The organism is Acidobacteriota bacterium (assembly GCA_009838525.1).
Lineage (GTDB): Bacteria > Acidobacteriota > Vicinamibacteria > Vicinamibacterales > UBA8438 > VXRJ01.
In genome coordinates, this window is record VXRJ01000034.1 from 168,679 (window position 1) to 192,102 (window position 23,424).

Consider the following 23,424-nt stretch of genomic DNA (forward strand, 5'->3'; position numbering starts at 1 on the left):
GGAGGCCGGCGCACCAAGCCGGCGCACCAAACCGCGCACAGAGTGGCGCACCATGCCACGCGAGGCGCTACCGTGAATCGAAGCGGACCAGTTCCCGGTCGATCATGGCGATGGTGGGACGCCCCGAGGACGCCATGTTGCGGGCCAGCTCGGTCTGCAGGATCTCCAGGCCCACCTGCACGCCCTCCGCGCCGTAGGCGGTCAGGCCCCACATCGGGGGCCGCGCCACCATGACGGCGCTCGCCCCCAGGGCCAGCCCCTTCAGGACGTCCGTGCCGCGGCGGAAGCTGCCGTCCACGAGGACCGGCGCCTCGTCGCCCACGGCGTCCGAGATTCCCGGCAGGACGTCGATCGCGAGCGCGTTCCCCGTCGGCAGCATGCCGCCATGGTTCGAAACCACCAGGCCGCGCGCTCCCTGATCGAGAGCGGCGCGGGCGTCGTCCACTCGCATGATGCCCTTGGCGACCACCGGCACGTCGATCGCACTGCTGAGTCGCCCGATAGCGTCCCAATCGACTGGCGCCGGCTGACGGTCGATGTCCGCGCCGACGGTGACGCAGACGGCGCGGCAACCCGCCTCGACGGCGCGCGCAGCGTCGTCTTCGGCGCCGGGGTCGCCCGCGTAGATCTGGTACCAGACCGGCTCGCTGCTCGCCGCCACCACCTGATCGATGGGCTTGTCCGACTGCCGCGTCGCCACCATCACCGCCTTGGCGTCGGAGGCGCCGCGCGCCGTCGCCAACTCGCCGTCCGGGTGAAGGGCGGACTGGTTACCGACCGGGCCGACGATGATCGGCGCGAACATGTCGTAGTCGAAGAGGCGCGTCGTCAGGTCGAGCTCCATCGCGTAGACCATCAGCCGCTGCCGGAACGTCATCCGATCGAACGAGCCGCGGTCGCCCCCGGCAATCGTGTCGAACCGGTCCGGCGTGAGCTTCAGGCGCGCCATCGCCTCGAATTCCGGGACGTTCACCAGTTCGAGGACCGGCGCAAGCCGGTCGTTCGGCGGGGCGCCGCTCCAGGGTTCGCGCTGTGCGCCGGGGACTCCGGCCGACGGCGCGGCAGCGTCGGGTCCGGCGGTGGAGCCGGTCGCGGCAAGTCCGAGCCGGCGCAGCCAGTCGCGCCGGCTGCTTGCTGTCGGCCTGTGAGTCGTTCCGCGTTTTGCCATCCTCATCGTCGTGCTCGTCGTGGTTCTTGCACCAACCCTACGGGAAGTTGGTCTTCACGATGCTGCGGTCGATCCGGGCGATAGAGTCGACGCCGACCGCCGCCATCGCATGCCGCAGCTCGGCGTTCAGGATTTCCAGCACGCGCTGGGCGCCTGCTTCGCCGAACGCGCCGAGTCCCCACCGCAGCGCGCGGCCGAAGCAGACCGCGTCGGCCCCGAGCGCGAGCGCCTTGAGGGCGTCGCTGCCGCGCCGGAACCCGCTGTCGATGAGCACCGGCACGCGTCCGTCGACCGCCTCGACGACCTCCTCGAGCACCTCGAGGCTCGACGGACCGTAGTCGATTGCGCGTCCGCCGTGGTTGGAGACGACGATGCCGTCGACGCCCATTTCGAGGCATTTCAGCGCCCCCTCCGCGGTCAGGATGCCCTTGGCGAGCATCGGCACCTCGCACATCGGGCGGAGCTGATCGAAGAGCGACCACTCGTACCAGAGGCGCCCGGCGCTTACGCGGTAGGGGTTGGGCGGATTGTTCTGCCGGCGTCGCGTCACCGTGCGGGGCGTGCCCCCGAGGTGGCGGTCGTGCAGGTCGCGCTCGTAGTAGGACGCCTGCTGATCGATGGTCACGACGATGGTCTGGGCGCCCAGTTCCTGGGCTTCCGCCAACACCTTTTGGTTCGTCTCCGGATCCGGCGTCGCATAGCGCTGGAACCAGAGCGGCCCGTCCGACGTCTCCGCTATCCGCCGGAACGGGAAGTGCGACGCGTTGCTGACCATCATGGTCGTTCCCATCGTCGTCGCGGCGCGGTGCATGCCCACCTCGCCGTCCGGATGCAGGTCGCGCTGGAACGAGGTGGGCGCGATCATGATCGGACTCGGCATCCGGTGGCCGAACAGTTCCGTCGACGTGTCAACCGATTCCGGGTCAATGCCGCCCCGGCCGACGAGCTGCACCCAGTCCATCGCGTCGCGGTTGCGGTAGAGCGTGAACTCCGATTCGGTGCCGTGGGCCGTGTAGTCGTAGACCGACAGCGGGACGTTGGCGCGGAAGACCGGCTCGAAGTCGAAGACGTCGCGCATCTCGTCAAAGCCGAGGAACCGCCGGTGGGGCCCGAGCGGCCACGGGTCACGCTGAGCGTAAAGCACGGGCGACGCCGCCACGAACGACGCCATCCCGGCAATCGCCTTCCGACGCGACATGCCCCGGCGCCAGCGCTTCTCAATCTTCCCCACGGCTGCCTCCCGTCGTCCTGGCGAGTCGAACCCGTATCATATCGCGCCGCCGCGCCCTGCCCGTGATAGTGGCGGCCGCAGCGGCGGCGCATTGAAATGAGTACCGAGGAGATCCTCTCCTCGATTCACGAAGGCCATCGCTGGTGACCTGCTTTGTGCTGGACGCGTCCGTCGCCGCGGCATGGCTCTTCGATGACGAAGACAACCCGCGGGCGAACGCGGCCCTGGAGCGGCTCGAGACAGAGCTCGCGCTCGTGCCGCAGCTCTGGCACCTGGAAGTCAGGAGTGCCCTCATCGGCGCAGAACGCCGGGGACGCATGCGGGCAGATGAAGTCGACGAGTGTTTGCGCCGCATCGAAGAACTGCCGGTTGAGACGGACACGAAGCTCAATGTCGGCGTCTCGTTTGCGCTAGCGCGCGCCCATCGACTGTCCATCTACGACGCCACGTACCTTGAACTGGCCCTTCGGGCGGATGCACCGTTGGCGACGTTGGACAAGACACAGGCGGCGGCGGCGGTTGCCGAAGGGCGTATGTTGGTCGAAGCGCTCGACGGCCTCGTATAAGCACGCGGTCGCCGCACTTGAAGGCGCCTCCGTCAGCACCTCCCTAGCCGTCCTCGGACGTTCGAACTCGCACCGCCTCACACCGAGACTCTGTCTGCTTTCCTCTCTTTATGTATGCAATTATTAGCAGTAACATCTATACTGCATAATTTTAGGTGATATATGAGTGTTCCGATCAGGAAGTCCATGCCGTTTGCGGCGCGCCGGGCGCTGATGCAGCTCGGTGCGGACATCCGCGATGCACGCCGCCGCCGCCGCATCCCGACGGCCATGATGGCGGAGCGCGCCCTGATCAGCCGTTCAACGCTCCACAAGATCGAGCGGGGTGATCCGGGCGTCGCGCTCGGCGCAGTGGCGACGGTGCTGTTCGTCCTGGGGCTGTCGGACCGGATCGCCACGCTGGCCGACGCCGGACGCGACAGCGTAGGGCTGGACCTGGAGGCGGAACGCCTGCCGCAACGGATTCGCGCTCGCCGACGCCGCCCGTCGTCGCAGGAATAGCCGACGATGGAGCGGGAGATCTTTGTATCCGTCGATCTGCACGGCGCACCGGTCCTGGTGGGACGCCTGTGGTGCCGCTTCCGCGGCGGTCGCGAGAGCGCGACATTCGAGTACGACGCTGGATGGCTGGAGCATCCAGAACGCTTCGCTATCGATCCGGCGCTACCGCTGACTGCGGCGGCCGGACCGTTCCACACCGTGCGAGGCGTGGCGCTGTTCGGGGCCATGAGCGATTCGGCCCCGGACCGTTGGGGCCGGATGTTGTTGCGTCGCGCCGAGCGCCGCCGCGCGCGTCGGAACGATCTGGCGCCCCGAGGGTTGTCGGAGGCCGACGTGCTGCTGTCAGTCGACGACGAGGCCCGTCAGGGCGCGCTCCGTTTCGCCATCGAGCCGGAGGGGCCGTTCCTGGCTGCGCCCCAACCATCGCGAATGCCACCGCTCGTCGAGCTGCGGCGACTGGTCGCGAGCGCCGACCGGGTCACAGGCGACCGTGAGGACGATGAGGACCTGCGGCTGCTGATCGGCCCGGGCTCGTCACTGGGCGGTGCACGGCCCAAGGCGGCGGTACGATTGCCGGACGGTGCGCTTGCGATCGCCAAGTTCCCGCACACCGAGGACGATCGCAACGTCGTTCTCTGGGAAGCGGTGGCGCTCGCCCTCGCGGAACGCGCCGGCATCGAGGCGCCGTCCCGGCGGATCCAGAACGTCGGCGGCAAGACCGTCCTGATCGTCGACCGCTTCGACCGGCGCGGCGGCGAGCGGATACCGTTCCTTTCCGCGATGAGCCTGGTGGGAGCTGCGGATCGGGAGACGCACTCGTACCTGGAGATTGCGGATGCGCTGCGCCAGCATGGCGCCCGCCCGCGGCAGGATCTCGCGCAGTTGTGGCGGCGGATTGTCTTCAACGTGCTGATCTCGAACACCGACGACCACCTCCGCAACCACGGTTTCCTGCACGAAGGCCAACTCGGCTGGCGTCTCTCGCCGGTCTACGATCTCAACCCGACGCCAACGGACGTTCGGCCCCGCGTCCTCTCCACGTCGATCGGCTTCGACGATCCGGCCGCGTCGCTCGACTTGGCTCTCGAGACGGCGGAGTCGTACGGTCTTGAAGCGCCAACCGCCCGCGGGATCGCCGGAGAGGTAGGGGCTGCAGTCGCCGCATGGAAGCAGACGGCCGAGCGCCTCGGCGCCGCGCGCCGCGAAACAGACCGGCTAGCCTCGGCGTTCGAGAACGAAGATCTTGTCGCCGCCCTTGCGATGCGGTAGCGGCACGGTTGATGGCGTTCAGATCAACCCTGCCGCCCACAGGACGTAGACGACCGCCATCGAGACCACGCCGTTCACCAGCGTGACGCCGCCGTAGGACAGCAGGCCCGCCTTGAGGGTCATCTTCGAGAGCGACATGCAGACCCAGAAGTAGCTGGAGTTGACGTACTTGATGATGATGGAGCCGGCCGCGCCGGACAGCATCGTCGCCTCCGGGCTGAGTCCGAGGGTGCCCATCATCGGCGCCGCGACGCTGGCCGCGGTGATGACGCCGACGGTGGTCGAGCCGGTCACCATGTTGCCGGCGATGCCGAGGACGAACGGCAGGAAGATGGAGGGGACGCCGGTCGCGGCGACGGCTCCGGCGATGGCGTCGACGGCGGGCGTCTCGCGCAGGATCTGGCTCAGCGATCCGCCCAGGCCGGTCACCATGATGATCATGGCGGACGTGCGGAGCGCGTTCTCGATCCACTCGCTCGTCCGCGCCGCCCGCTGATTGGCGCGCGTGTTTCGGTAGGCGAGCAGCACGCCGATGCCGAGGGCGACGACCGGCCAGCCGAGGTAGAGCATCGCGCGATTGACGATGTGGCCGGCCGGAAGCGCGAACGCGGCGACGCTCTGCCCGGCGATGAGGGCGAGCGGAATGAGGATCGGCGCGTAGGCCCGCCACGTGGCGGGCAACTCGGCCTCGCGTCCCTGCTCGACGAACGACTGCCCGACGAACTCGCGCGACGGGGGTGATTCGATGTGGGGTCCGACGATCGATGCATACGCCCAGCCAGCGAGCGCCCCGACGAAGGTCGCTATCCCGCCGAACAGGATCACCTGGCCGATGTCGGCGCCGACCAGCGCGACGGCCGCGAGCGGCCCGGGCGTGGGCGGCACCATCGCGTGCGTGAGCTGCATGGCGCCTACGAGCCCGGTCGCCATCACGCTCATGTTCAGTCCGCTGTTGATCGCGGCGGAGTGGACGAGCGGGTTGAGGATGACGTAGCCGACGTCGGAGAAGATCGCGAGCCCGATTACGAAGCCGCTCAGCGTCAGCGCCAGCGGCATCCGCGCTTCGCCCACCCACCGGATCATCGAGATGGTGATCCGCTCGATGCCGCCGGTGTGTTTCAGCGCCTCGGCCAGTACCGAGCCCAGGACTATGACCACCGCGATGCTCTGAATCGTCCGGCCGAAACCCTGCTCGAATGCGTCGATGAACGCCTCCCGGTCAAGTCCCGGGACCAGCGCGAGCAGGACGATGGGCAGCAGCAGCGCGATGAAGACGTGCCAGCGAAAACGTGCGATCAGGAGAAAGAGCAGGGCGACGACGGCCAAGAGGCCGGCGATCGCGACCAGGGCGCTGTCGGTAATCATCGGGCCGTCGCCGATTGTACGGGCCCGGAGAGATTCCCGCTACAGGCGAAACAGCCGGTTCACCTTGACGACGAGACCGCGGTTGCGCAGCAGGGAGAAGCTGTCGAAGCGATCCGGGCGCAGGGGGTCGGTGTCGCGGTCTTCCGTGTAGACGACGAACAGCTCACTGCCCGGGCTGTACTCCCACCGCAGCCGGAGGTTGGTGCTGACGCTGTTCGTGGCGGAGTTGTACTGAATCAGCCCGCCGAAGAACATGCGGGGCGAGAACGTGTAGATGACCCGGGAGACGATCAGGCGGGTGTGGAACGAGCCGTACGGCGTGTCGATCCAGTTCTCCGACACGGTCGGTTCGATCGACAGCTCCGGCGTGACCGACAGACGGCCCTGGCTGAAGCCGACCGACCAGATGTTCCCGTTGAAGTACTCGCCGCCGCGTACCGTGACAATCCCCGTGAGGCGGCGCTGCGCCCCAATCTGGTAGGTCGCCTCGACATCACGGAACCCGTAGCCGCCCACCGGCAGCACGACGCCCGGCCCCGGCTCGAACGGGCGCACGAGGAACTCGTAGTTGTCCGCAAGGGTCATCCCCAACCGGTCGCTGGTCTCGAACTCCGTGTTGAAGCCCACCTGCGCCTGCTTCGTCTCCAGGATGCCGGTGTCGGCGGTCAGGATGTAGTCGTAGCTCGCTTCCAGCCGGAACTGCCGCACTGCCTCCAGTGACGCCGGGCGCGGACTGAAACGTCCCGCGAGGTACGATCGCCGGAAGTTGTCGCGCCGTAGAAAGCCGACCTCGGGAATGAAGTTGTCCTCGACGACGAGATGCTCGGCCGTGACGCCGTAGCGGTCCCCGGCGTACATGAACTGGCCCTGGTAGCTCACATCCCGCCCCTCGAAACCGGGCGTCTGGGTCCTGGCGACGTAGCCCACCACGCTCACGTTCTCGTAGAACGCGAGGGTGGCGTCGGCGCCGAACACGCGGTTTGCGCCGGCGCCCTCTCCGACAACCGAGACGGAACGGTTGGTAAACAGGCCGCCGACCGCACTGCGGCGCAGGATGTCGCGCTTTATCCGCACGACGGCGAAGTTCGTCGACTCGGCGCTGGTGCCCCCCTGGGAACCGGGCGACAAATGACCGGTCTGGATGTTCAGGGCGCCTACGTCGAAATCGCCCACCTTTCCCGTGACGCGTCCGCCGCCGACTATCGGCACCACTGCTCCGCCCTGAAGGCCGATCTGCCGCGAATAGAAGAGGGTCGGCGCATTGCCGATGCCGCGCGAGCTGCGCCCGCCGCCTCCGATCTGGCGCAGGGCGCTGGACCGCGAGCTCGGGCCGCCGCCGCGCGCGAACTCGAAGATTCCCCGGCCCTCGAGGAAGAACTCCCGTTTCTCGGGAAAGAACAGGCTGAAGCGGGTCAGATTCACCTGCTGCTCGTCCACTTCTACCTGCGCGAAGTCCGTGTTGTATGTGAAGTCGGCGGTCAGGTTCTGGGTGATCCCGTACTTCACGTCCACACCGGCGTCGCCGTTCCACGCGGTGGGCGGGCTGGCGCTGACGTCGGTCGTGGTCCCGCCGATGGTGTACGGCTTGATTTCCAGGTTGGTGCCCGCCGCAGGCAGTTCCAGGCCCACCAGCATCGCCGCGTCGGATAGGCGGAAGAGGCCGCGGCGCCCGGCCGAGATGGGCACCGGCGTCAGGTATGAGCGTTCGTTCTTCCGCCGCACCATGCGGCGGAACTGGATGCCCCAGACCGGCTCGGGCCCGGGACGGTAGCGCACCGACTTGAAGGGAATCTCCATCTCCACAGTCCAGCCGCCGTCGAAGCGTCCCGTGCGCACGTCCCACACCGGGTTCCAGTCGCCGTTCGGATTGCCCTCGTTGGTGATCTGGAAGTCGCCGAGTGCGCCGAGCGGGTTGGTGTAGAAGGCGACTCCGTTGCGGCGGTCGTTGAACGTGTCGAAGGCGACCCAGAACGTGTCATTCTCGCGGAGTTGCGGCGTGTCGCGCTGCATTTCGTTCGCCACCCACGCGGATGGCGGAGCCGAGTCCCAGAGACGGGCGCTTATGTAGATGTTGGTCGCGTCGAACAGAACCCAGGCCTCCGTCTTCTCGCTGGCCGGTGCGCCCTCGTTCGGTTCCTGCTGGATGAAGTCGTCGAGGGCGGGGACGGTTTCGTAGGCCGGTTCGTCGAGGACGCCGTCCAGGCGGATGCCGGTGGCCAGCCTGACGGCGCGCACGGTGGCCCGTGCCTGTTCGTCCCGGGCGATGACGGCGGGCGGCGCCGGCGGGCCCGGGCGGTCGGCGACGCCGGACGGAGCGGATCCGGTCGCCGCGCCGGCTACCGTGGTCACGGCCTCACGCGGATCGGGCGTGCCCGGTTCAAGCTCGGATGTTTGCGCCAGCGCGGCAGCAGCCGGTGTGAGTAGCGCCGCGATACACGCGACCCCAAGACGGCCCAGCCGCCTCCGGGGACCGCAGCCAGTAGTCACCGTGCTCCGGCGGCCGCCGCTTCGGCTTCCCGTTCCTCGGCGCGATGGCCGGCGAGAATGCCCTCCATGCCGATGTTCCCTTCGTGGCAGGCATATTCGAATAGGGCTTCGTCCTTGCGCGACAGGGGAATCATCGCCGTCCAGTTGCCTGCGTACGTGCCCGGATCCTCGACCGTGAACTCGTGCTGGAGCGTGTCGGGGCCGACTCGGGTGAAGCGCTCGACCAGGCGCAACTGTTGCGCGGAGCCGCGCGTCCGCTGGTAGAGGGCGGCTGGCGACTCGCTCCGGGGCGAGAAGTTCGTGGTTTCGACCACCAGCGTGTCGCCCTCCCAGCGCCCGCGGGCGTCGCCGTGCCACTGCCGGATGGCGTCGTCCACGTGCGGAGGTCCATCCAGGGGGATGATGCGGGCGTCGTGGATCATCTCGTGCAGGAAGACGACGTGCCCCGGAGTCTGGATGATCTGGTAGTAGGTGTTGTACCCGGCGAACAGGTTGGGCATGCCGAAGGTGATGCAGCGCTCCTGCAGCCGGCGGTCGGTCCAGGATGACGCCGGATTGTCGGCGAGATGGGCGATTCGGGCCTCGCGCTGCCGCTGCGCCTCCGGCGTGAACGGCGGCAGGCGCCCGTTCGGGGGATCGATCACCAGCGAGGTCCGGTTGTCGAAATCCCGATCCACCAGCCAGAACTGGTTGTAGTTGCCGGTGGCGGCGTCACGCGACGAGAACGAGTCCTGATCGCCGAGGGCAGCGACGAACACGCTGTCTGCGAACGCCGCATCGCTCTCGCCGCTCGCGAAGAGCTCCGCGTAGCGCGCTTGCACGCGAGCCAGCTCCTCGTCCGTCAGCTCCGCCTTGTCGCCCAGAATCTCCGGGCGCTCCAGCGGCGTGGCGGTGTTGTTGGCCCAAACGCCCTGCAGGTCCGGCTGGCCGTCCAGCGTGCGCGGAACGGTCCACGACTCCGGCTGGGATGACTGTGCCTCGACCGGCGGAGCGGCGCCCGGCCCCGGCGCGGCCACCGTGAGCAACGTCACCGCCAGAACTCGCGCCATGCATGATTGGTTCATCTTCCGTCTCCCGTTTGAATCCCAGGGTGGCGTGATCATCAGCCGCCCGATCTCGGGACGAATTTCTGCACCCGTCCGCTGAGTTGCGCGACGAACACCTCGCCGTTCTGCGAGACGGTCATGCCATGGCCGCCGTAGCCGTCCGGCAGCTCCGTGAGGATCGTGCCGTCCAGCTCACGCAGCGCGCCGCCCGCCCAGATCCGCTGGTCGTCGGTGACGAAGAGCGCCTGGACGCCGGTCAGGTCGGTCCACTCGTCGAGGAACGTTCCCTCCGAGTCGAAGACCTGCACGCGGCGGTTGTCGCGGTCGACGGCGAAGACACGACCGTCGCGCGCCACCGCGATACCGTGCGGGAGGCCGAACTCGCCGGGCCCGGTGCCGCGCGATCCCCATTCCGCCTTGTACGTGCCATCCTTCGTGAACCGGACGATGCGCGCGTTGCCGTAGCCGTCGCTCACGAAGAGATCGCCGTCGGGTCCGAACGCGATGTCGGTCGGCAGGTTGAACGTGTCCGGCCCGTCACCCGGGACCTCCGGCGTCCCCAGTTGCATCAGCAGTTCGCCGGTCGGACTCAGCTTGTGGATGACGTGCCCCGGCGCGTCGACGACCCAGACATTTCCGTCCGGGTCGACGCGGATCGCGTGGGCTCCGCAGTGCTGGCAGCCGGCCGCCCCGTAGACCGCCGAGTAGCCGGAAGCACCCGGCGCGCGGTCTTCCGGCGGGACGCCCGCCACCTTGCCGTGGCTGAACAATCCGTCGCCCCAGGCGCGGACGAACGTGCCGTCCGGCGCGAACTCCAGAATGGGATGGCGCTGCCGTTGCAGCATCAGGATGTTCCCGTTGGCGCCGGTCGCCACCGCCACCACCTGCCCGAAGTTCCAGACCGTCGGCGAATCGGCTGCCGTCGTCGCCGCAATCGGCCACTCCACCTCGGTGTAGGCCGCCGCTGATTCGCCGGCCGGCGTAGCACATCCCGCCGCCAGTCCGAACAGCGCGAACGCGACGGCCGCCCGTCCGGCGTAGCGCCAGTCTGGTCGCATCTTCAGTCCCTCCAGTCTTGGGAGGATCCACGTGTGACCCGGATTGTACTCCCGCGACCCCGGCCTGTAGAATGGCGGCTGGAAGCGCGCGCGACACGGTCATCGACGCCATGCCCTGGATTCAAACCGTCAGACCCGAGGCGGCCTCAGGCCGCCTCGCCAAGAGCTACCGCGCCGGGGTGGAGCGGGCCGGGCGCGTGTTCGGCATCGTACGGACGATGAGCCTGCAGCCGGCGGTGCTGGACGCCTCGATGGGACTCTACGTGGCCATCATGAAGCAGCCTGGCGAACTGTCTCTCGCGCAGCGAGAGATGCTGGCCACGGTGGTGAGCCGGGCCAACGACTGCCACTATTGAATGCTGCAGCACGCAGACGATCTCCGGGTCGAGATCGCACGAGGGGGTGGCGACGCGGGAGTGGCGGACGCCGTGCTCGCGGACTGGCGTAAGGCCCCGCTCGAGCCGGTCGACTCGGCGCTGTGCGCCTACGCCGAGAAGCTCACGCGGGACCCCGCGGCGATGACCGAGGCGGACCTGGAGCCTCTACGAGCGGCCGGCCTTGGCGACCGAGCGATCCACCACGCGATACAGGTCGTTTCTTTCTTCAACTACATCAACCGCGTCGCCGACGCGGTGCACGTCGAACTTGAGCCGGAGATGCCGTCGTACCCGGACGGTTCGCGGTAGAGATAACCACATCCAGACCGCCTTGGGCGAGCGAAGGTCCAATTGACGGCGGAAGCGCGATGAGCAGCAGGGGCGGGCGCCGCCAGACCGGGCTTCGCTACCAGGCTGACGAGACTCCTCCCGTGCGTCTCACGATGGGTCTGGGGCTTCAGCTCGCCGTGCTCACGGTGGCCATCCCGGTCTTGATCCCGACCGCGGTCATGCGAATCGCCGGTGCTCCAGAGGACTATCTGTCCTGGGCAGCGTTTGCCGCCGTCGCGATCTCCGGCGCGGGCACTGCGCTGCAAGCAGTCCGGTGGCGCAGGATCGGTGCCGGCCAGGTGCTCGTGATGGGCACCTCTGGCGCGTTCATCGGCGTCAGCATCGTAGCGATTGCAGAGGCCGGCCCGGCACTCTTCGCCACCCTCGTCGTCTGTTCCGCGCTCTTGCAACTCCTCGTATCCGAGCGGCTCGCGCTTTTCCGGAAGCTTCTCACACCGGCTGTTTCCGGCACGGTGATCATGCTGGTGCCCGTCACGGTCGTGCCTATCGTGTTCGGGATGCTCGAGGACGTACCGGAGGGCAGCCCTGCCTACGTCGGGCCCGTGATCGCACTCGCCACGACCACCGCCATCGTCGGCGCTTCGTTGAAGGGAAGCCCCGCACTCCGTATCTGGTCACCGATCATCGGCATTGTCGCGGGTACGGCGGTGGCGGGCTTCTTCGGCGTGTACGATGTGGATCGCATCGCCGCGGCCCCCTGGTTCGGACTGACCGAGTGGCGGGCGCCGGGATTCGATCTCGATTTCGGTCCGCCGTTCTGGGCGTTCCTTCCGGCCTTCCTCTTGGCGGCGCTGATCGGCTCGATCCGCACGATGAGCAGCTGCATCGCAATGCAGCGTGTGTCCTGGCGTAGCCGGCGGCCCGTGGACTTCCGGTCCGTGCAGGGCTCCGTCACGGTCGACGGTATGAGCAACTTGCTCGCCGGGTTGGCCGGAACAGTGCCGAACACGACCTACTCCCTGGCCGCTCCGCTCGTCGAGGTCACGGGGGTCGCGTCCAGGGCGATCGGGGTCGCCACCGGAGCCATCTTCCTTGCGCTGGTTTGCCTGCCCAAGGCGCTCGCAGTGGTGCTGGCCGTACCAGGTCCGGTCGTGGGCGCCTACCTCATCGTTCTGATGGCGATCCTCTTCGTAATCGGCATGAGCATGGCGCTGCAGGAAGGGATGGACTACCGCAAGGTGTTGATCGTCGGCGTCTCCTTCTGGCTCGGCGTCGGTTTCCAGAATGATCTGATCTACCCTGAGCTGGTCTCGGATCTCGCTGGCGGGATCCTGAGCAACGGGTTGACTGCCGGTGGCCTTGCCGCCATCCTCATGACCTGGCTGGTGGAAGCCACCGGACCGCGCCCCCACCGCATGGAAACAGAATGCGCCGTTTCCGCGCTCCCGGAAATCCGGGAGTTCTTGAAGGCGTTCGCCGCCCGCAACCGCTGGAGCGGAGCGATGGCGGACCGCCTGGACGCGGTCGCCGAGGAGACGTTGCTGACCCTTCTCCAGCAGTTTGAGGACGGTGAGACGCACGACCGGCCGCGCCGCCTCCGGCTCTCATCATCCAGGGGGGAGGGCGGGGCGACGCTGGAGTTTGTCGTGGCACCGAGCGGCGAGAACATTCAGGAACGACTCGCGCTCCTTGGGGACGTGAACGATCAGGGTCGGTCCGAGCGGGACGTCTCGATCCGGTTGTTGCAGCACCTGGCCTCTTCCGTGCGGCATCAACAGTACCACGACGCTGATATCGTGACCGTCCAGGTCAAGGAACGGGTGGCAGACAGTTAGGGAACGGACTCGCGCGCTTCATGGGCGACGCCGGCCGCAAAACGCTCGTTGCTCAGGTCTTCCAGCCGCCATTGGACCGCCGGCGTGTCGGGAAACCGGAACAGGCCCGTCGCCGCGCCGCGGCGCATCGCGGCTGGGATCTCGAACCGGGACATCTGCAGCGACAGTCCAAGCCCGCGCGCCTTGATCAGCGCTTCCTTCAGCGTCCAGAGTCCAAAAAACAGGTGAAGCCTGCGGCGGCCGCGTGCGGTGAGAAGCTCAGCCTGCTCGTCCGGCCCCAACACCGTCGCGATCAACCCGTCGAGGTCTCGCCGCTCCACGCGCTCTTCCACGTCCACACCCAGACGGCCGTTGGCCGCAAACGCGATAAGTCCATGCTCGCCGCTGTGGCTGACGTTGAAGCTGATGGGCGCCGGTCTTCCGTGCACCAGGGCGAAGGGCTTTCCGTGACTAGAGGCGCCGAACGACAGCTCTTCGTTTCGGCAGCCGAGTTGGCTACGGAGCACGGCGCGAAGCGCCGCGCGGCACAGGGTGAATCGCCGTCTCGAACCGTCGTGCGTGAAACGCCGCCAACGCCCCCGTTCCTCCTCGTCGAGCGCCGTCATCGCCGCCGCTTCACGTGCGGCGTGGGGCGTCAAATCGACATGCGCCACGGTAACGGCGCGGGCCTTCCTGAACGGTCGCCACCAAGGCTGGACATTGGACACAGTCAGATGGCGTGCGGCGCTCGACCCCGACTGAAACCACGCGCATTGTTGCAACCGGTTCGCGTCGTGTCAACACATTGCAAAGCGGCTGTTCTGCCACAGCCTGCTAGACTGGCGCCCTATGGCGATGGGAACGCCGACCTGCACTCTGGGCTGAGCAACCATGAACGGCGCCATCGCCTGGCTCGCCCGCAATTCCGTCGCGGCCAATCTCCTGATGGTCCTGATCGTGGCGAGCGGGCTGATCGGCGTTTCGACCGTCACCCAGGAGGTCTATCCCGATCTCGCACTCGACAGCATCAGCATCGAAGTTCCCTATCTCGGCGCTGGGCCGGAAGAAGTCGAGGAGGGCGTCGTCTCACGCATCGAGGAGGCGATCCAGGGCGTTGACGGGGTCAAGGAGATCCGGTCCGTCGCGTCGGAAGGCACCGCGTCGGTCACCGTCGAGCTGGAAACCGGTGCGGACACCCGCCGGGTGGTCGACGAAGTCAAGAACAACGTCGACGCCATCACTACCTTTCCGATCGAGACCGAGAGGCCGATCATCCGTGAGCTGATCGCTCGCAACCAGGTTGCCGACATCATCGTCTCCGGCAGTGCCGACGCGTTCGTCCTGAAGGAAGCCGCCGAGCGGGTGCGCGATGAGCTTTCGGCCCTGCCCGAGATCTCGCAGGTCGACGTGGTAAGCGCCCCGCCCTATGAGATCTCCATCGAGGTGTCCGAGGTCGCGCTACGTCGCCATGGGTTGACCTTCGACAGCTTCGCGGATGCCGTCCGCCGGTCGTCGCTCGACCTGCCCGGAGGCTCCGTACGGACCGAGGGCGGCGAGATCCTGCTGCGCACCACCGGTCAGGCCTACCGGGGCCACGAATACGAGAATCTCGTGCTCTGGACAAGATCCGACGGCAGCCGGCTGGAGCTGGGCGACATTGCAACCGTCGTCGACGGTTTTGCCGAGACCGACCAATCCGCCCGATTCAACGGGGATGCCGCTGTCATGGTGTCGGTCTTCCGAAGCGGCGAACAGAGCGCGCTCGACATCTCGTCCGCCGTACACCGCTACGTCGAGAACCGGCCGGCGAGTCTGCCGCACGGGATCAACCTGACCGTCTGGCAGGATCAGTCCGCACTGCTTCGGGATCGGCTCTCGGTCATGCTCCGCAATGGCGCCATGGGGTTCGTCCTCGTCGTCATAGTCCTGGCGTTGTTCTTGGACCTGCGGCTGGCCTGCTGGGTCAGTCTCGGGATTCCGCTCTCGTTCCTCGGCGCGATAGCCCTCCTGCCGGTGCTGAACGTATCGATCAACATGATCTCGATTTTCGCCTTCATCCTCGTGCTCGGCGTGCTGGTCGACGATGCGATCATCGTCGGGGAGAACATCTTCCGGCATCAGGAAGAACCAGGAAACGGACTGCGGAGCGCCATCGAGGGAGCAAGAGAGGTCGCCAAGCCCGTGACCTTTGCCGTCCTGACCACCGTGACGGCCTTCCTGCCTTTGCTCTTCATCCCCGGTGCGTTCGGCCAGATGTTCGAGGTCATTCCCCTTATCGTCGCGCCGTGCCTGCTGTTCTCCCTGCTCGAATCACTCGGCATCCTGCCGGCCCACCTCGCCCACACCGGCGCGCGGGCCCGTCGCGGCCCGCTCCACGGGCTCCAGCGGATCGTGCGCAGGAGCATGGAGATTGCCGCGACGGTCTACCGGACGCCGGTGCTCCGGACCGCCCTCCGCTGGCGGTACGCCACCGCCGCGGTCGGCGTCTCGATCCTGGTGCTGGCCGCCGGCATGGTGCTGGGCGGCTGGACCGCTTTCAGCTTTCGCACGGCGATGGAGGCCGATTACATAACGGCGTCCGTCACGATGCCGCAAGGCGCTCCCGCCGAAGCGACTTCGCAGGCCATCGCCGCGCTCGAGGCAGGCGCCGCGCGCCTGCGGACCCGTCTGATGACCGAGACCGGAATCGACCATCTCGGGCACGTGTCCACGATTGTCGGCGACCAGCCGACGCTGGCGGGAAACGCGAGCCCGCTTTCGGGCGGGGATGCCACAATCGTGGCCGGGGCGCACCTTGGCGAGATCACGGTCGAGCTGGCGCCGCCGGATGACCGGATCTACACCAGCGAGCGGCTCGGGCTCCTGTGGCGCGAGGCGGCCGGGCCCATCCCGGAAGCTGTCGCCATCGATTTCAGCACCTCGCTCGTCAACACGGGGGCCGACATCGACCTCGAGCTGACCGGATCGGATGTCGGCCGCCTGCGCGCCGCCGCCGAGGCGGTCAAGCGCCGGCTGGCCGAGTACGCCGGCGTCTACGGCGTCCGCGATTCGTTCCGCGCCGGCAAACGGGAGATGCAACTCGGCATCAAGCCGGCCGCGGAGACTCTCGGCCTGACGCTGCAGGATCTGGGGCGCCAGGTCCGTCAGGGGTTCTACGGCGAGGAAGTCCAGCGCATCCAGCGCGGCCGCGACGACATCCGTGTCATGGTCCGCTATCCCCGCGACCAGCGCCGATCGCTCGGCGATCTGGAGCACATGCGCATCCGGACGCCGGCCGGCGGCGAGGTGCCCTTCAGCTACGTGGCGCGGGTGGAACCGCAAAGCGGTTTCTCGTCCATCAGGCGCGTCAACCGCAACCGCACGGTCAACGTGACCGCGGGAGTCGATCCGCGAGCGGCGTCAACCGCGCAGATCGTCGCCGACTTGAGTGAGCGCATCCTGCCGGCCGTAATGGCGGAGCACCCGGGGGTGTCGTACGCTTTCGCAGGCCAGCAGGCCGATCAGGCGGAGGTCATCGGCGGCCTGCAGCGCGGGTTCATGCTCGCCATGCTCGCGATCTTTGCCCTGCTGGCCGTTCCGTTGCGGTCGTACCTGCAACCGCTCGTCATCATGGCCGCCATCCCGTTCGGAGTTGCGGGCGCCATCCTGGGCCACGTGTTGATGAACCTCGACTTCTCCACGTCGTCGTTACTGGGTTGCGTCGCGCTGTCTGGAATCGTGGTGAACGACAGCCTGGTGATGATCGACGGCATCAATCGGGCGCGGGACCGGCAATCCGCGTCAGCGCGCCATGCCGGTGACGCAGCGGGACCTCAGGATCCGCGCGGGTTGACCTCGACGGGTCTCGACCTCGCAATCCTCGCAGCGGCGGGCACGCGCTTCCGTCCGATCCTCATCACCTCGTTGACCACGTTCGCCGGACTCGCCCCCATGATGTTCGATCGGAGCGGGCAGGCTGCTTTCTTCGTGCCGATGGCGGTCTCGTTGGGATTCGGAGTGCTCTTCGCGACGTTCATCACCCTGATTCTCGTGCCGGTCGGCTGTCTGATTCTCGACGACCTGCAACGGACATTGGGGCGGCTCGGACCCGGCGCATAGAAGGCCGCGGAGCCGACAGCAATGAGCCACCCTCGACCGGACTGGAACCACCTGCTCCAACGCGCCCGGGCCGTGGGCGTGACGTTCGGTGTGTCAAGAAACTCGCGCGTTTCAACCAGCCCGGCCACCGCGCCACCGGCAACCGCCGCCGGTGCACGCCAGGGGCCGGCTGGGACTACGTCCACGTCTACATCGATGACCACTCCCCGCGTCGGCGCCCTCTCGAAGAACGGGCGAGTCCGACACCCAAACCCGGCGGGGCGAGCTCGGGAAGTCCGGGCGGCGTCAGCCCTTATGCGAATCCACCAGGGCGGCGAGATCGCGAAGCGTTTCCACTCCGTCGCAATCGCCAACGTTCAGCGATGTCACGTTGAACTCTTTACTCACCACCTTCAGGAAGGCGACGAGGTCAATGGACGACACTCCAGTTTCGGCCAGATTGCTGTTGGCTTCGGGTGATGGGTCGATACCGAGATGCTCGTGAGCAAGATCTACCAAACGTTGCTCGGTGGTCGTCGTGGTCATGGTTCCTCCTAAAAGCGAATTGGTTATTAATATCACAGGTCCCGAGGATCGTGTCGCCAAGGACACGTCGGATCCGCGAATCCCGAATGCGGGCGCAAGCGAGATCCCGGGGCCCTGAAGGGCGGGCGGCGGCCGATCGGCTCCCGCCCTACGCCGGAGGCTGCTCCCGCCGCACCATCCGACGGTTCCGATCGCTGAAGTAAGCGCAAGTGGAGATAAGGTCGCCGTCCGCCGCTCCGGCTTCCGCGATCTCAATGTGCTGACGCGTGATTGGCCTGTACGGGAAAAGTCCTTTCCCGTACCTTTGAACGGGATACTCGAGGTTCTGCGCCCGCCGCAGGTCGTAGCGCGATCCCGCATCGACAAAACGCAACACGTAGGCTGCGCGGCTGGCGAGTTCGCCGTCCCCGAGCATTACGCTCCTATGAACAACCGTCTTGTTGAACAGCAGCGCGTCGCCGGGCTCGAAATCGTCTTCGACCCGGTGATTCTCAAGTATGTCACCGATGGCCGGTGAATTGAGAATCCCCCCACGCATGGCGAAATACTCGTTCACGCTCGTCCTGACCCCCGCCCGATCCTTGGCCCTGAGCGTCGAGACAACCGCCGGTTCGATTTGGTCAAACACAAACTCACCGGATACGACGTGCTGGGGGACATATGCCATTCCTCCGTGCTGGCCCTTCGTGTCCACCGAATGCAGCGGCGCCCACAATGTGCATCCGAACTCCTCTGCGAATTGGTACCCGAAACTCTGCGCGCCGACATGCCACGGGAATCCCTTGCTGACCCCCCTTTCGATTTCGAAGCACAGTTCGAACGTGAGAAAGAGATCGCGTTCTACCAGGTCCGTGAGCGCGTTCCGAAAGTAGCGCCGTTCCAGCAGCTGGAAGATGGCGTCCTTGTTGCTCTCGAAGTCATATTTGGCGCGTTTGAACTGTGAATCCGCCTTGAAGTTGTCAACTGTGCCCCGACGCAGTTCGACTTCGACCCGATCAAGCAGGGCTTCGATAACTTCAGCGTTCAAGAATCCCGCCAGTTTGACGAACCCGTCACGCTGGAACTGCGCCTTCTGCTCCGGAGTAATCCGAAACTCATGATCGAAGGGATGTCGGTTCATACCTTGTTCTCCTCGTGTTCTGTCGGGGCCAGGGCGCGGGTGCCGTCGCGGGCGTCGCGATTGTCGAGCGGCAGGAAGTGGCAGTGCGAGACGATGAGTTCGAGCTTGTCGCCGACCTGGTAAATCCGGCTCGGGTCCTCGTAGCGGATGGTGCCGAACTCATCGGAGCCCGAGGTGTAGCTCATCCCGCTCTCGCCTTTCACGATCGGCCGCACTACCATCGACGCCGGCGCCAAGGTTGCCAAGCGGACCGAAAACTTCGCGATCCCGCCCGTCACCCTCGGCTAGTTCCGTGATTAGCGGGGAGACACCCGGTCATTCCGTCATGATATCATTCACCCGTGAAGCGCCTGCAGATTCAGTTAGACGAAGCCACCTGCGACGCTCTGCGGAGTTAACGCGGCGGCTCTTGACATCGAATGGGTGGGCGCCCGTCTCCATCGTCAGGCGCTGGCGCGGGCACAGTCGCGAAACGCGCTCCAACCTGGTGAGTGTGTCGCGCGGTATGGCGTTCGCCATCTTCGCCCCGTGCTCTCGGCAGGAGACGATGAGGAGCAAGCCATGACGCGACATTCCTTCGATCATGGGTTTCGCATTACGCCCGCACAAAAGAAACAGTTCGAGCGCGACGGGTTCGTCAAATTGCCCGGATTCCTGAATGCCAACGTAGTCGAAATGTTGCTTCATCGGGTAGACGCCGAAATGGGCCGAGACGCGGAGAAGACCACGGCGCATTCGCTCCTCAAGCGGGTCACGTATGACCATAAGGGCGACAAAGGCGACATCTTCGAGCTTTTGGAACGGCCTTACGTCCGGCGGGCTTTGACGGATCTAGTGGAACGGGATCTTTTCTTCACTTTCGAGCTGTTCGAAGTCGAAAAGAACGTCAGCCCAGGGCAGCCGTGGCAGGTCGGCGTTCAGAGTTTCGGCTATCAGTTCGCGAGAGAGTTCGGTTGCAACATATGGGCGCCACTTCATCCTGTGAATGCAAAGGGGCAGCGGGGGGGGGTGGCTTGCGTCCCTCGGCCGGTCATTTCGGGGGAGTGGGTCTTTGAAATGGAAGCTGCGGTGGTATCGACGCTCAAGGCCAGGGAGGAAGCGGGAGTCAAGACGAGCCTGGCGGATTATTTCGAACTCCGTCACGGCATCCTCAATTCACCGGTCATGCTTGAGATAATGGAGAACCACCAGGTCGAGGACGACTTCGAACCCGGTGACGTCCTCGTGTTTCACAAGATGGTCGTCCACAAGAGCATCAGGCTTGAGGAAGGAGAGCTTTCCCGGCGGGCGGCCCACGTGCTGCGCTTTATCGATGCGGGATCACACTACGACCTGCAGCGGGCGCAAGACCTCGACTATCCGATTCGACAGTACCGGAAGGAACTGCTCCCGTACAAGCCCATCGCGCGTCAGCACATCGAACTCGCCGAAGCGGGCGCAGTGCACGGCGACCTCCTGGCGGAGAGCGCTTACTTCAGCGACCGTGGACGTCGGATGATCCGGCGCAAGCGGCCTTCGGGTATGGGGTAGGGCTCCCGAGCGATTCGCATGGCGATAGCAGGAAACATGGGACCATGGTTCCCAGCGCGGTCCAACCAGGGAATGGGGGTCGGACCCGGAGGTGCGGGGCGAGTCGGGAGGTCTCTACGCGGTTCTGACGCCGGAGCGAGGCTTCGGGAGCGCATAGACCGGGGCCTCGCCGCTTCAACGTGTCCCTTGACCGGAGGGTCCCGACCCAATCCACTTGTTGACGCTCTCGTGAAAGAACAGAACGAGTTGTTCCTCCTGGCCGAGCATGTGGGTGTCGTTGACACCATTATGAAGATTCCTCTGCACTTTCTCAGCCATCGCAAAATCCTCGTCACCGATCACCACGCCGCCGTAAATGAATCGATTCCTGAGGGATTGCTGGCCCGATTCGCCGCCGTATCGATCGGGCAAATAGACCAACTCGTATGAATACAGCGTCCTGTCCGGCGCGACAGGAAAGAACCTCAGCATCGAAAAAGCGTGCTCATTAATGATAATTATCGTATTAGGGAACAGAAAATAGAGAAGCTGCACGAAATCCAACAGATTGGTCTCTTCCTTCGGCATCCGGACCGAATCCATCAAGTGGGCCTTCGCCGCCAGGATGCGCAGATGTGCGCCTTCCGCGTCATGATCCAGAAACCCGCCATACCCCTTGGCAAGGGTGTTCCGGTGCACGGCGGCGACGTGATATCCCTCCAGGTTCAACTGGATCAGCAGCTTCCAGTTGGCTTTCTTCTCGGTCACGGTTTTCTTGTACCGCACGTAACGGTCCAGCGCGAAGTGTTCAAAGTCCTCCGAGAAACACCCCAGGTCTTCGATCGGAGCGAGCGGGCCGTCCTCTTTCGGGTGTACCCAAACGAGTCCCGTGCTCTCTGTTACCGGGAGCTCCTTCAGACCGAGGTCCTGCTTGTTGATGCCAGGGAAAGCGAATGCACACGGCATGCCGCTCAGCGCGCCGTCCAACCCGTAGGTCCAGCCGTGGAATGGGCACACGAACGCGCGCAATGGTTCATCTCTCTCTCTCTCCACCAACGGCGCGCCGCGGTGGCGGCAGGTGTTCATGAAAGCCCGCAGGACACCGTCGTTCCCCCGAACGACGACATAGGGTTGGTGGTTCCAGTCGCTGAGCATGTATTGCCCGGGCTTGCGTACTCTGTCCACGTGGCCGGCGACGAAGGGGCAATCCGAAAAGACGGTTTCGAGTTCCCGGTCGAGAATCTCCTGGTTCGTATAGGGGTCCAGAGACAGATGTGAGATTCCTCCGTTAGCCCGTTGGTCCCGGCCTCGCTTCCGAAGCTCCACCATCCTGTCGAGCAGTGCCATCTGGACATCATGTTTCATCGTTTCGTCCCCATACAGTAAACGTTTCAACAGCCGGAATCGGCGATCAGGAATCCGCCGATCTTGCCGTTCGCACGGGGTCCCCACTCGGCGTAAGCGCAACGGCGCCTCGCGACGGGGCAGAGGCGCGACATGACGATGGTCCGCCGCCAGAACCCGGCTTCTCCACGATGGCCGGTTGGCCCAGCCCACCCTCCGGTGGAGCACGAGCCGCGCCACGGTCGACGGCCCGTGCGACACGTTGCGGTGACGGATCCGCTGATCCGAATCATGCTCGTCTCTATCGTCTGGACCGAACACAACCTTCTGACCACGCTCCGATGTTATTGTCGCAAGTAATTCCGGGTCAATTCGTAAACGGCAAAGGCCCGGTCCTCTTCCGGCGGTACGCCAGCGAGTTTTCCAAGCCCCAGGGAGCACGCGATGGCGCCACCTTGGAGCAGTTGCGGTCGGGAGCCGATTTCGGCGCCGGACGTCCGACCAGCTGAACCCTCAAATCCTAGCGCCAGTACCCGATTGCCACGTGCCATGGGCCTTACAACGCGTTGACATGGATATCTCAGTCCGGATAGCGTCGCCGTGCGGCGTGATTGAGCAAGGAGCAAGCGGGCCGGCTGGGGGCGGTGTCTGGATGGATGCAGTTCTCGTGAAGCGCCCTGTGGAGGCGGTGCGGACGGAATCGATTCCGGTTCCTTGCATCCATGGTCCTTCCTGACCAGAATCGATCTTCATCCATGGCGACCGAGGCGGTGTGGGAGGTGCCCGAACCACTTTCGACGTGTGAAGTCCGTCTGGACGCCGAAACCGTCACCACCGTGCGCCAACACGGCAATCCGTCGGGGCCGAGGGTCTTCGTGAGCCACGCCAGCGGTCTGGCGACGGATCTCTATTATCCGTACTGGTCGCTGCTCGCGGACGATTACGACCTGATGGTCTACGACCTCAGGAATCACGGCTGGAACAGTGTCGGCCCCCAGTGGAAGCACAATGTCCCGACACTGATTCACGACCATGACACCATTCTGGAGGCCATCGACCGCGTCTATGGAAGCAAGCTGACCGTCGGGGTCTTTCATTCGCTCACCACGATTGTCGCGCTCCTCTCCGTCAACAAGTTCTATTCGGCGTTGGTTCTGTTCGATCCGCCCTTGACCAGGGCCGGCATGAGTCAACGAGAGCAGCTGGAAGCCGCTGAGCGCACGGCCGCCGCGTATCGGCAGCGGGCCCATCGCTTCAGGAAGCGCGAGGATTTCGTCGAGCTCCTACGGATGTTCCCAATGTTCCGGCGAAGCGTTCCCGGCGTGCGCGAGCTCATGGCGCGGACCACGCTTCGTCGGTCCGCAAGTGGCGAGGGCTATGAGCTTCGCTGCCCTCCCGAGTACGAAGCGCAACTAATGCTCTACTGCCGAAGCTTCTTCCCGCTGCTGGATCTCGATCTGCTCGAGTGCCCGACGAAATTCATCGGCGCCGACCCCACGATCCCGCATGCGTATCTGCCGGCCCTGGACCCGCGGCTCGCCTCGCTGGTGGACTACGACTTCATCCCGGAAGCAACGCACATGCTGCCACTGGAAAAACCAGAGGAGTGCGCTGCCCTGACACGCGAGTTCCTGGAGCGGCACGGCCTCGCGTAG

The 23,424-nt window shown here is 65.8% G+C and carries 20 protein-coding genes; 9 read left to right on the top strand and 11 right to left on the bottom strand.

Annotation, left to right across the window (positions count from 1 at the left end; all coding sequences use genetic code 11):
- Positions 1-67: 67 nt before the first annotated feature.
- Together F4Y45_14940 and F4Y45_14945 are read right to left on the bottom strand one after the other, a co-directional pair.
- Positions 68-1,174: an alpha-hydroxy-acid oxidizing protein gene (locus F4Y45_14940; GenBank protein MXY25801.1), complete on the bottom strand. Its 1,107-nt coding sequence runs from the start codon at positions 1,172-1,174 to the stop codon at positions 68-70.
- Between the two features lie 31 nt (positions 1,175-1,205).
- Positions 1,206-2,399: an alpha-hydroxy-acid oxidizing protein gene (locus tag F4Y45_14945; protein MXY25802.1), complete on the bottom strand. Its 1,194-nt coding sequence runs from the start codon at positions 2,397-2,399 to the stop codon at positions 1,206-1,208.
- A gap of 140 nt (positions 2,400-2,539) precedes the next feature.
- Between F4Y45_14945 and F4Y45_14950 the strand changes: the two genes are divergently transcribed.
- The 3 genes from F4Y45_14950 (at position 2,540) to F4Y45_14960 (ending at position 4,735) form a co-directional block, all read left to right on the top strand.
- Positions 2,540-2,965, top strand: coding sequence for a type II toxin-antitoxin system VapC family toxin (locus tag F4Y45_14950; protein ID MXY25803.1), 426 nt, complete (start codon positions 2,540-2,542; stop codon positions 2,963-2,965).
- Between the two features lie 162 nt (positions 2,966-3,127).
- Positions 3,128-3,466: a helix-turn-helix domain-containing protein gene (locus tag F4Y45_14955; protein MXY25804.1), complete on the top strand. Its 339-nt coding sequence runs from the start codon at positions 3,128-3,130 to the stop codon at positions 3,464-3,466.
- 6 nt (positions 3,467-3,472) lie between these two features.
- Entirely contained in the window at positions 3,473-4,735 is a 1,263-nt protein-coding gene (locus F4Y45_14960) for a type II toxin-antitoxin system HipA family toxin (protein MXY25805.1), read from the top strand.
- 18 nt (positions 4,736-4,753) lie between these two features.
- On the opposite strand, the gene F4Y45_14965 is transcribed toward F4Y45_14960, so the two are convergent.
- The 4 genes from F4Y45_14965 to F4Y45_14980 form a co-directional block, all read right to left on the bottom strand.
- Positions 4,754-6,100, bottom strand: a complete 1,347-nt coding sequence (locus tag F4Y45_14965; GenBank protein ID MXY25806.1) for a GntP family permease — start codon at positions 6,098-6,100, stop codon at positions 4,754-4,756.
- 39 nt (positions 6,101-6,139) lie between these two features.
- Positions 6,140-8,449: a carbohydrate binding family 9 domain-containing protein gene (locus tag F4Y45_14970; GenBank protein ID MXY25807.1), complete on the bottom strand. Its 2,310-nt coding sequence runs from the start codon at positions 8,447-8,449 to the stop codon at positions 6,140-6,142.
- Positions 8,450-8,583: 134 nt separating this feature from the next.
- Positions 8,584-9,636, bottom strand: coding sequence for a hypothetical protein (locus F4Y45_14975; protein MXY25808.1), 1,053 nt, complete (start codon positions 9,634-9,636; stop codon positions 8,584-8,586).
- Between the two features lie 53 nt (positions 9,637-9,689).
- Positions 9,690-10,691, bottom strand: coding sequence for a 6-bladed beta-propeller (locus tag F4Y45_14980; protein MXY25809.1), 1,002 nt, complete (start codon positions 10,689-10,691; stop codon positions 9,690-9,692).
- 71 nt (positions 10,692-10,762) lie between these two features.
- On the opposite strand from F4Y45_14980, the gene F4Y45_14985 reads away from it, so the two are divergent.
- Genes F4Y45_14985 through F4Y45_14995 form a run of 3 tightly spaced genes read left to right on the top strand, consistent with a single transcriptional unit; the run spans position 10,763 to position 13,194 of the window.
- On the top strand, positions 10,763-11,047 hold the full coding sequence (locus F4Y45_14985) for a peroxidase (GenBank protein MXY25810.1): 285 nt from the start codon (positions 10,763-10,765) through the stop codon (positions 11,045-11,047).
- Positions 11,048-11,377: a peroxidase gene (locus tag F4Y45_14990; GenBank protein ID MXY25811.1), complete on the top strand. Its 330-nt coding sequence runs from the start codon at positions 11,048-11,050 to the stop codon at positions 11,375-11,377.
- 59 nt (positions 11,378-11,436) lie between these two features.
- Positions 11,437-13,194: a hypothetical protein gene (locus F4Y45_14995; GenBank protein MXY25812.1), complete on the top strand. Its 1,758-nt coding sequence runs from the start codon at positions 11,437-11,439 to the stop codon at positions 13,192-13,194.
- Here F4Y45_14995 and F4Y45_15000 read toward each other — a convergent pair.
- The gene (locus F4Y45_15000) at positions 13,191-13,847 is read right to left on the bottom strand and encodes a 4'-phosphopantetheinyl transferase superfamily protein (protein MXY25813.1); all 657 of its coding nucleotides are present in this window, start codon (positions 13,845-13,847) and stop codon (positions 13,191-13,193) included. The genes F4Y45_14995 and F4Y45_15000 overlap by 4 nt on opposite strands.
- Before the next feature lie 217 nt (positions 13,848-14,064).
- Between F4Y45_15000 and F4Y45_15005 the strand changes: the two genes are divergently transcribed.
- Positions 14,065-17,271 carry an efflux RND transporter permease subunit gene (locus F4Y45_15005; GenBank protein MXY25814.1) on the top strand — a complete coding sequence of 1,069 codons (3,207 nt, stop codon included), beginning with the start codon at positions 14,065-14,067 and terminating at the stop codon, positions 17,269-17,271.
- A gap of 285 nt (positions 17,272-17,556) precedes the next feature.
- On the opposite strand, the gene F4Y45_15010 is transcribed toward F4Y45_15005, so the two are convergent.
- The 3 genes from F4Y45_15010 to F4Y45_15020 form a co-directional block, all read right to left on the bottom strand.
- Positions 17,557-17,796, bottom strand: a complete 240-nt coding sequence (locus tag F4Y45_15010; protein MXY25815.1) for an acyl carrier protein — start codon at positions 17,794-17,796, stop codon at positions 17,557-17,559.
- A gap of 148 nt (positions 17,797-17,944) precedes the next feature.
- The gene (locus F4Y45_15015; protein ID MXY25816.1) at positions 17,945-18,916 is read right to left on the bottom strand and encodes a phytanoyl-CoA dioxygenase family protein; all 972 of its coding nucleotides are present in this window, start codon (positions 18,914-18,916) and stop codon (positions 17,945-17,947) included.
- The gene (locus F4Y45_15020; GenBank protein ID MXY25817.1) at positions 18,913-19,194 is read right to left on the bottom strand and encodes a hypothetical protein; all 282 of its coding nucleotides are present in this window, start codon (positions 19,192-19,194) and stop codon (positions 18,913-18,915) included. Before F4Y45_15020 ends, F4Y45_15015 begins: the two co-directional genes overlap by 4 nt.
- Positions 19,195-19,477: 283 nt before the next feature.
- Here F4Y45_15020 and F4Y45_15025 point away from each other — a divergent pair, with 283 nt between their 5' ends.
- Complete coding sequence (locus tag F4Y45_15025) at positions 19,478-20,446, top strand: hypothetical protein (protein MXY25818.1); 969 nt, start codon at positions 19,478-19,480, stop codon at positions 20,444-20,446.
- 174 nt (positions 20,447-20,620) lie between these two features.
- Here F4Y45_15025 and F4Y45_15030 read toward each other — a convergent pair whose 3' ends face one another.
- On the bottom strand, positions 20,621-21,790 hold the full coding sequence (locus F4Y45_15030; protein ID MXY25819.1) for an aromatic ring-hydroxylating dioxygenase subunit alpha: 1,170 nt from the start codon (positions 21,788-21,790) through the stop codon (positions 20,621-20,623).
- A 701-nt stretch (positions 21,791-22,491) separates the two neighbouring features.
- Here F4Y45_15030 and F4Y45_15035 point away from each other — a divergent pair.
- Positions 22,492-23,424, top strand: a complete 933-nt coding sequence (locus tag F4Y45_15035) for an alpha/beta hydrolase (GenBank protein MXY25820.1) — start codon at positions 22,492-22,494, stop codon at positions 23,422-23,424.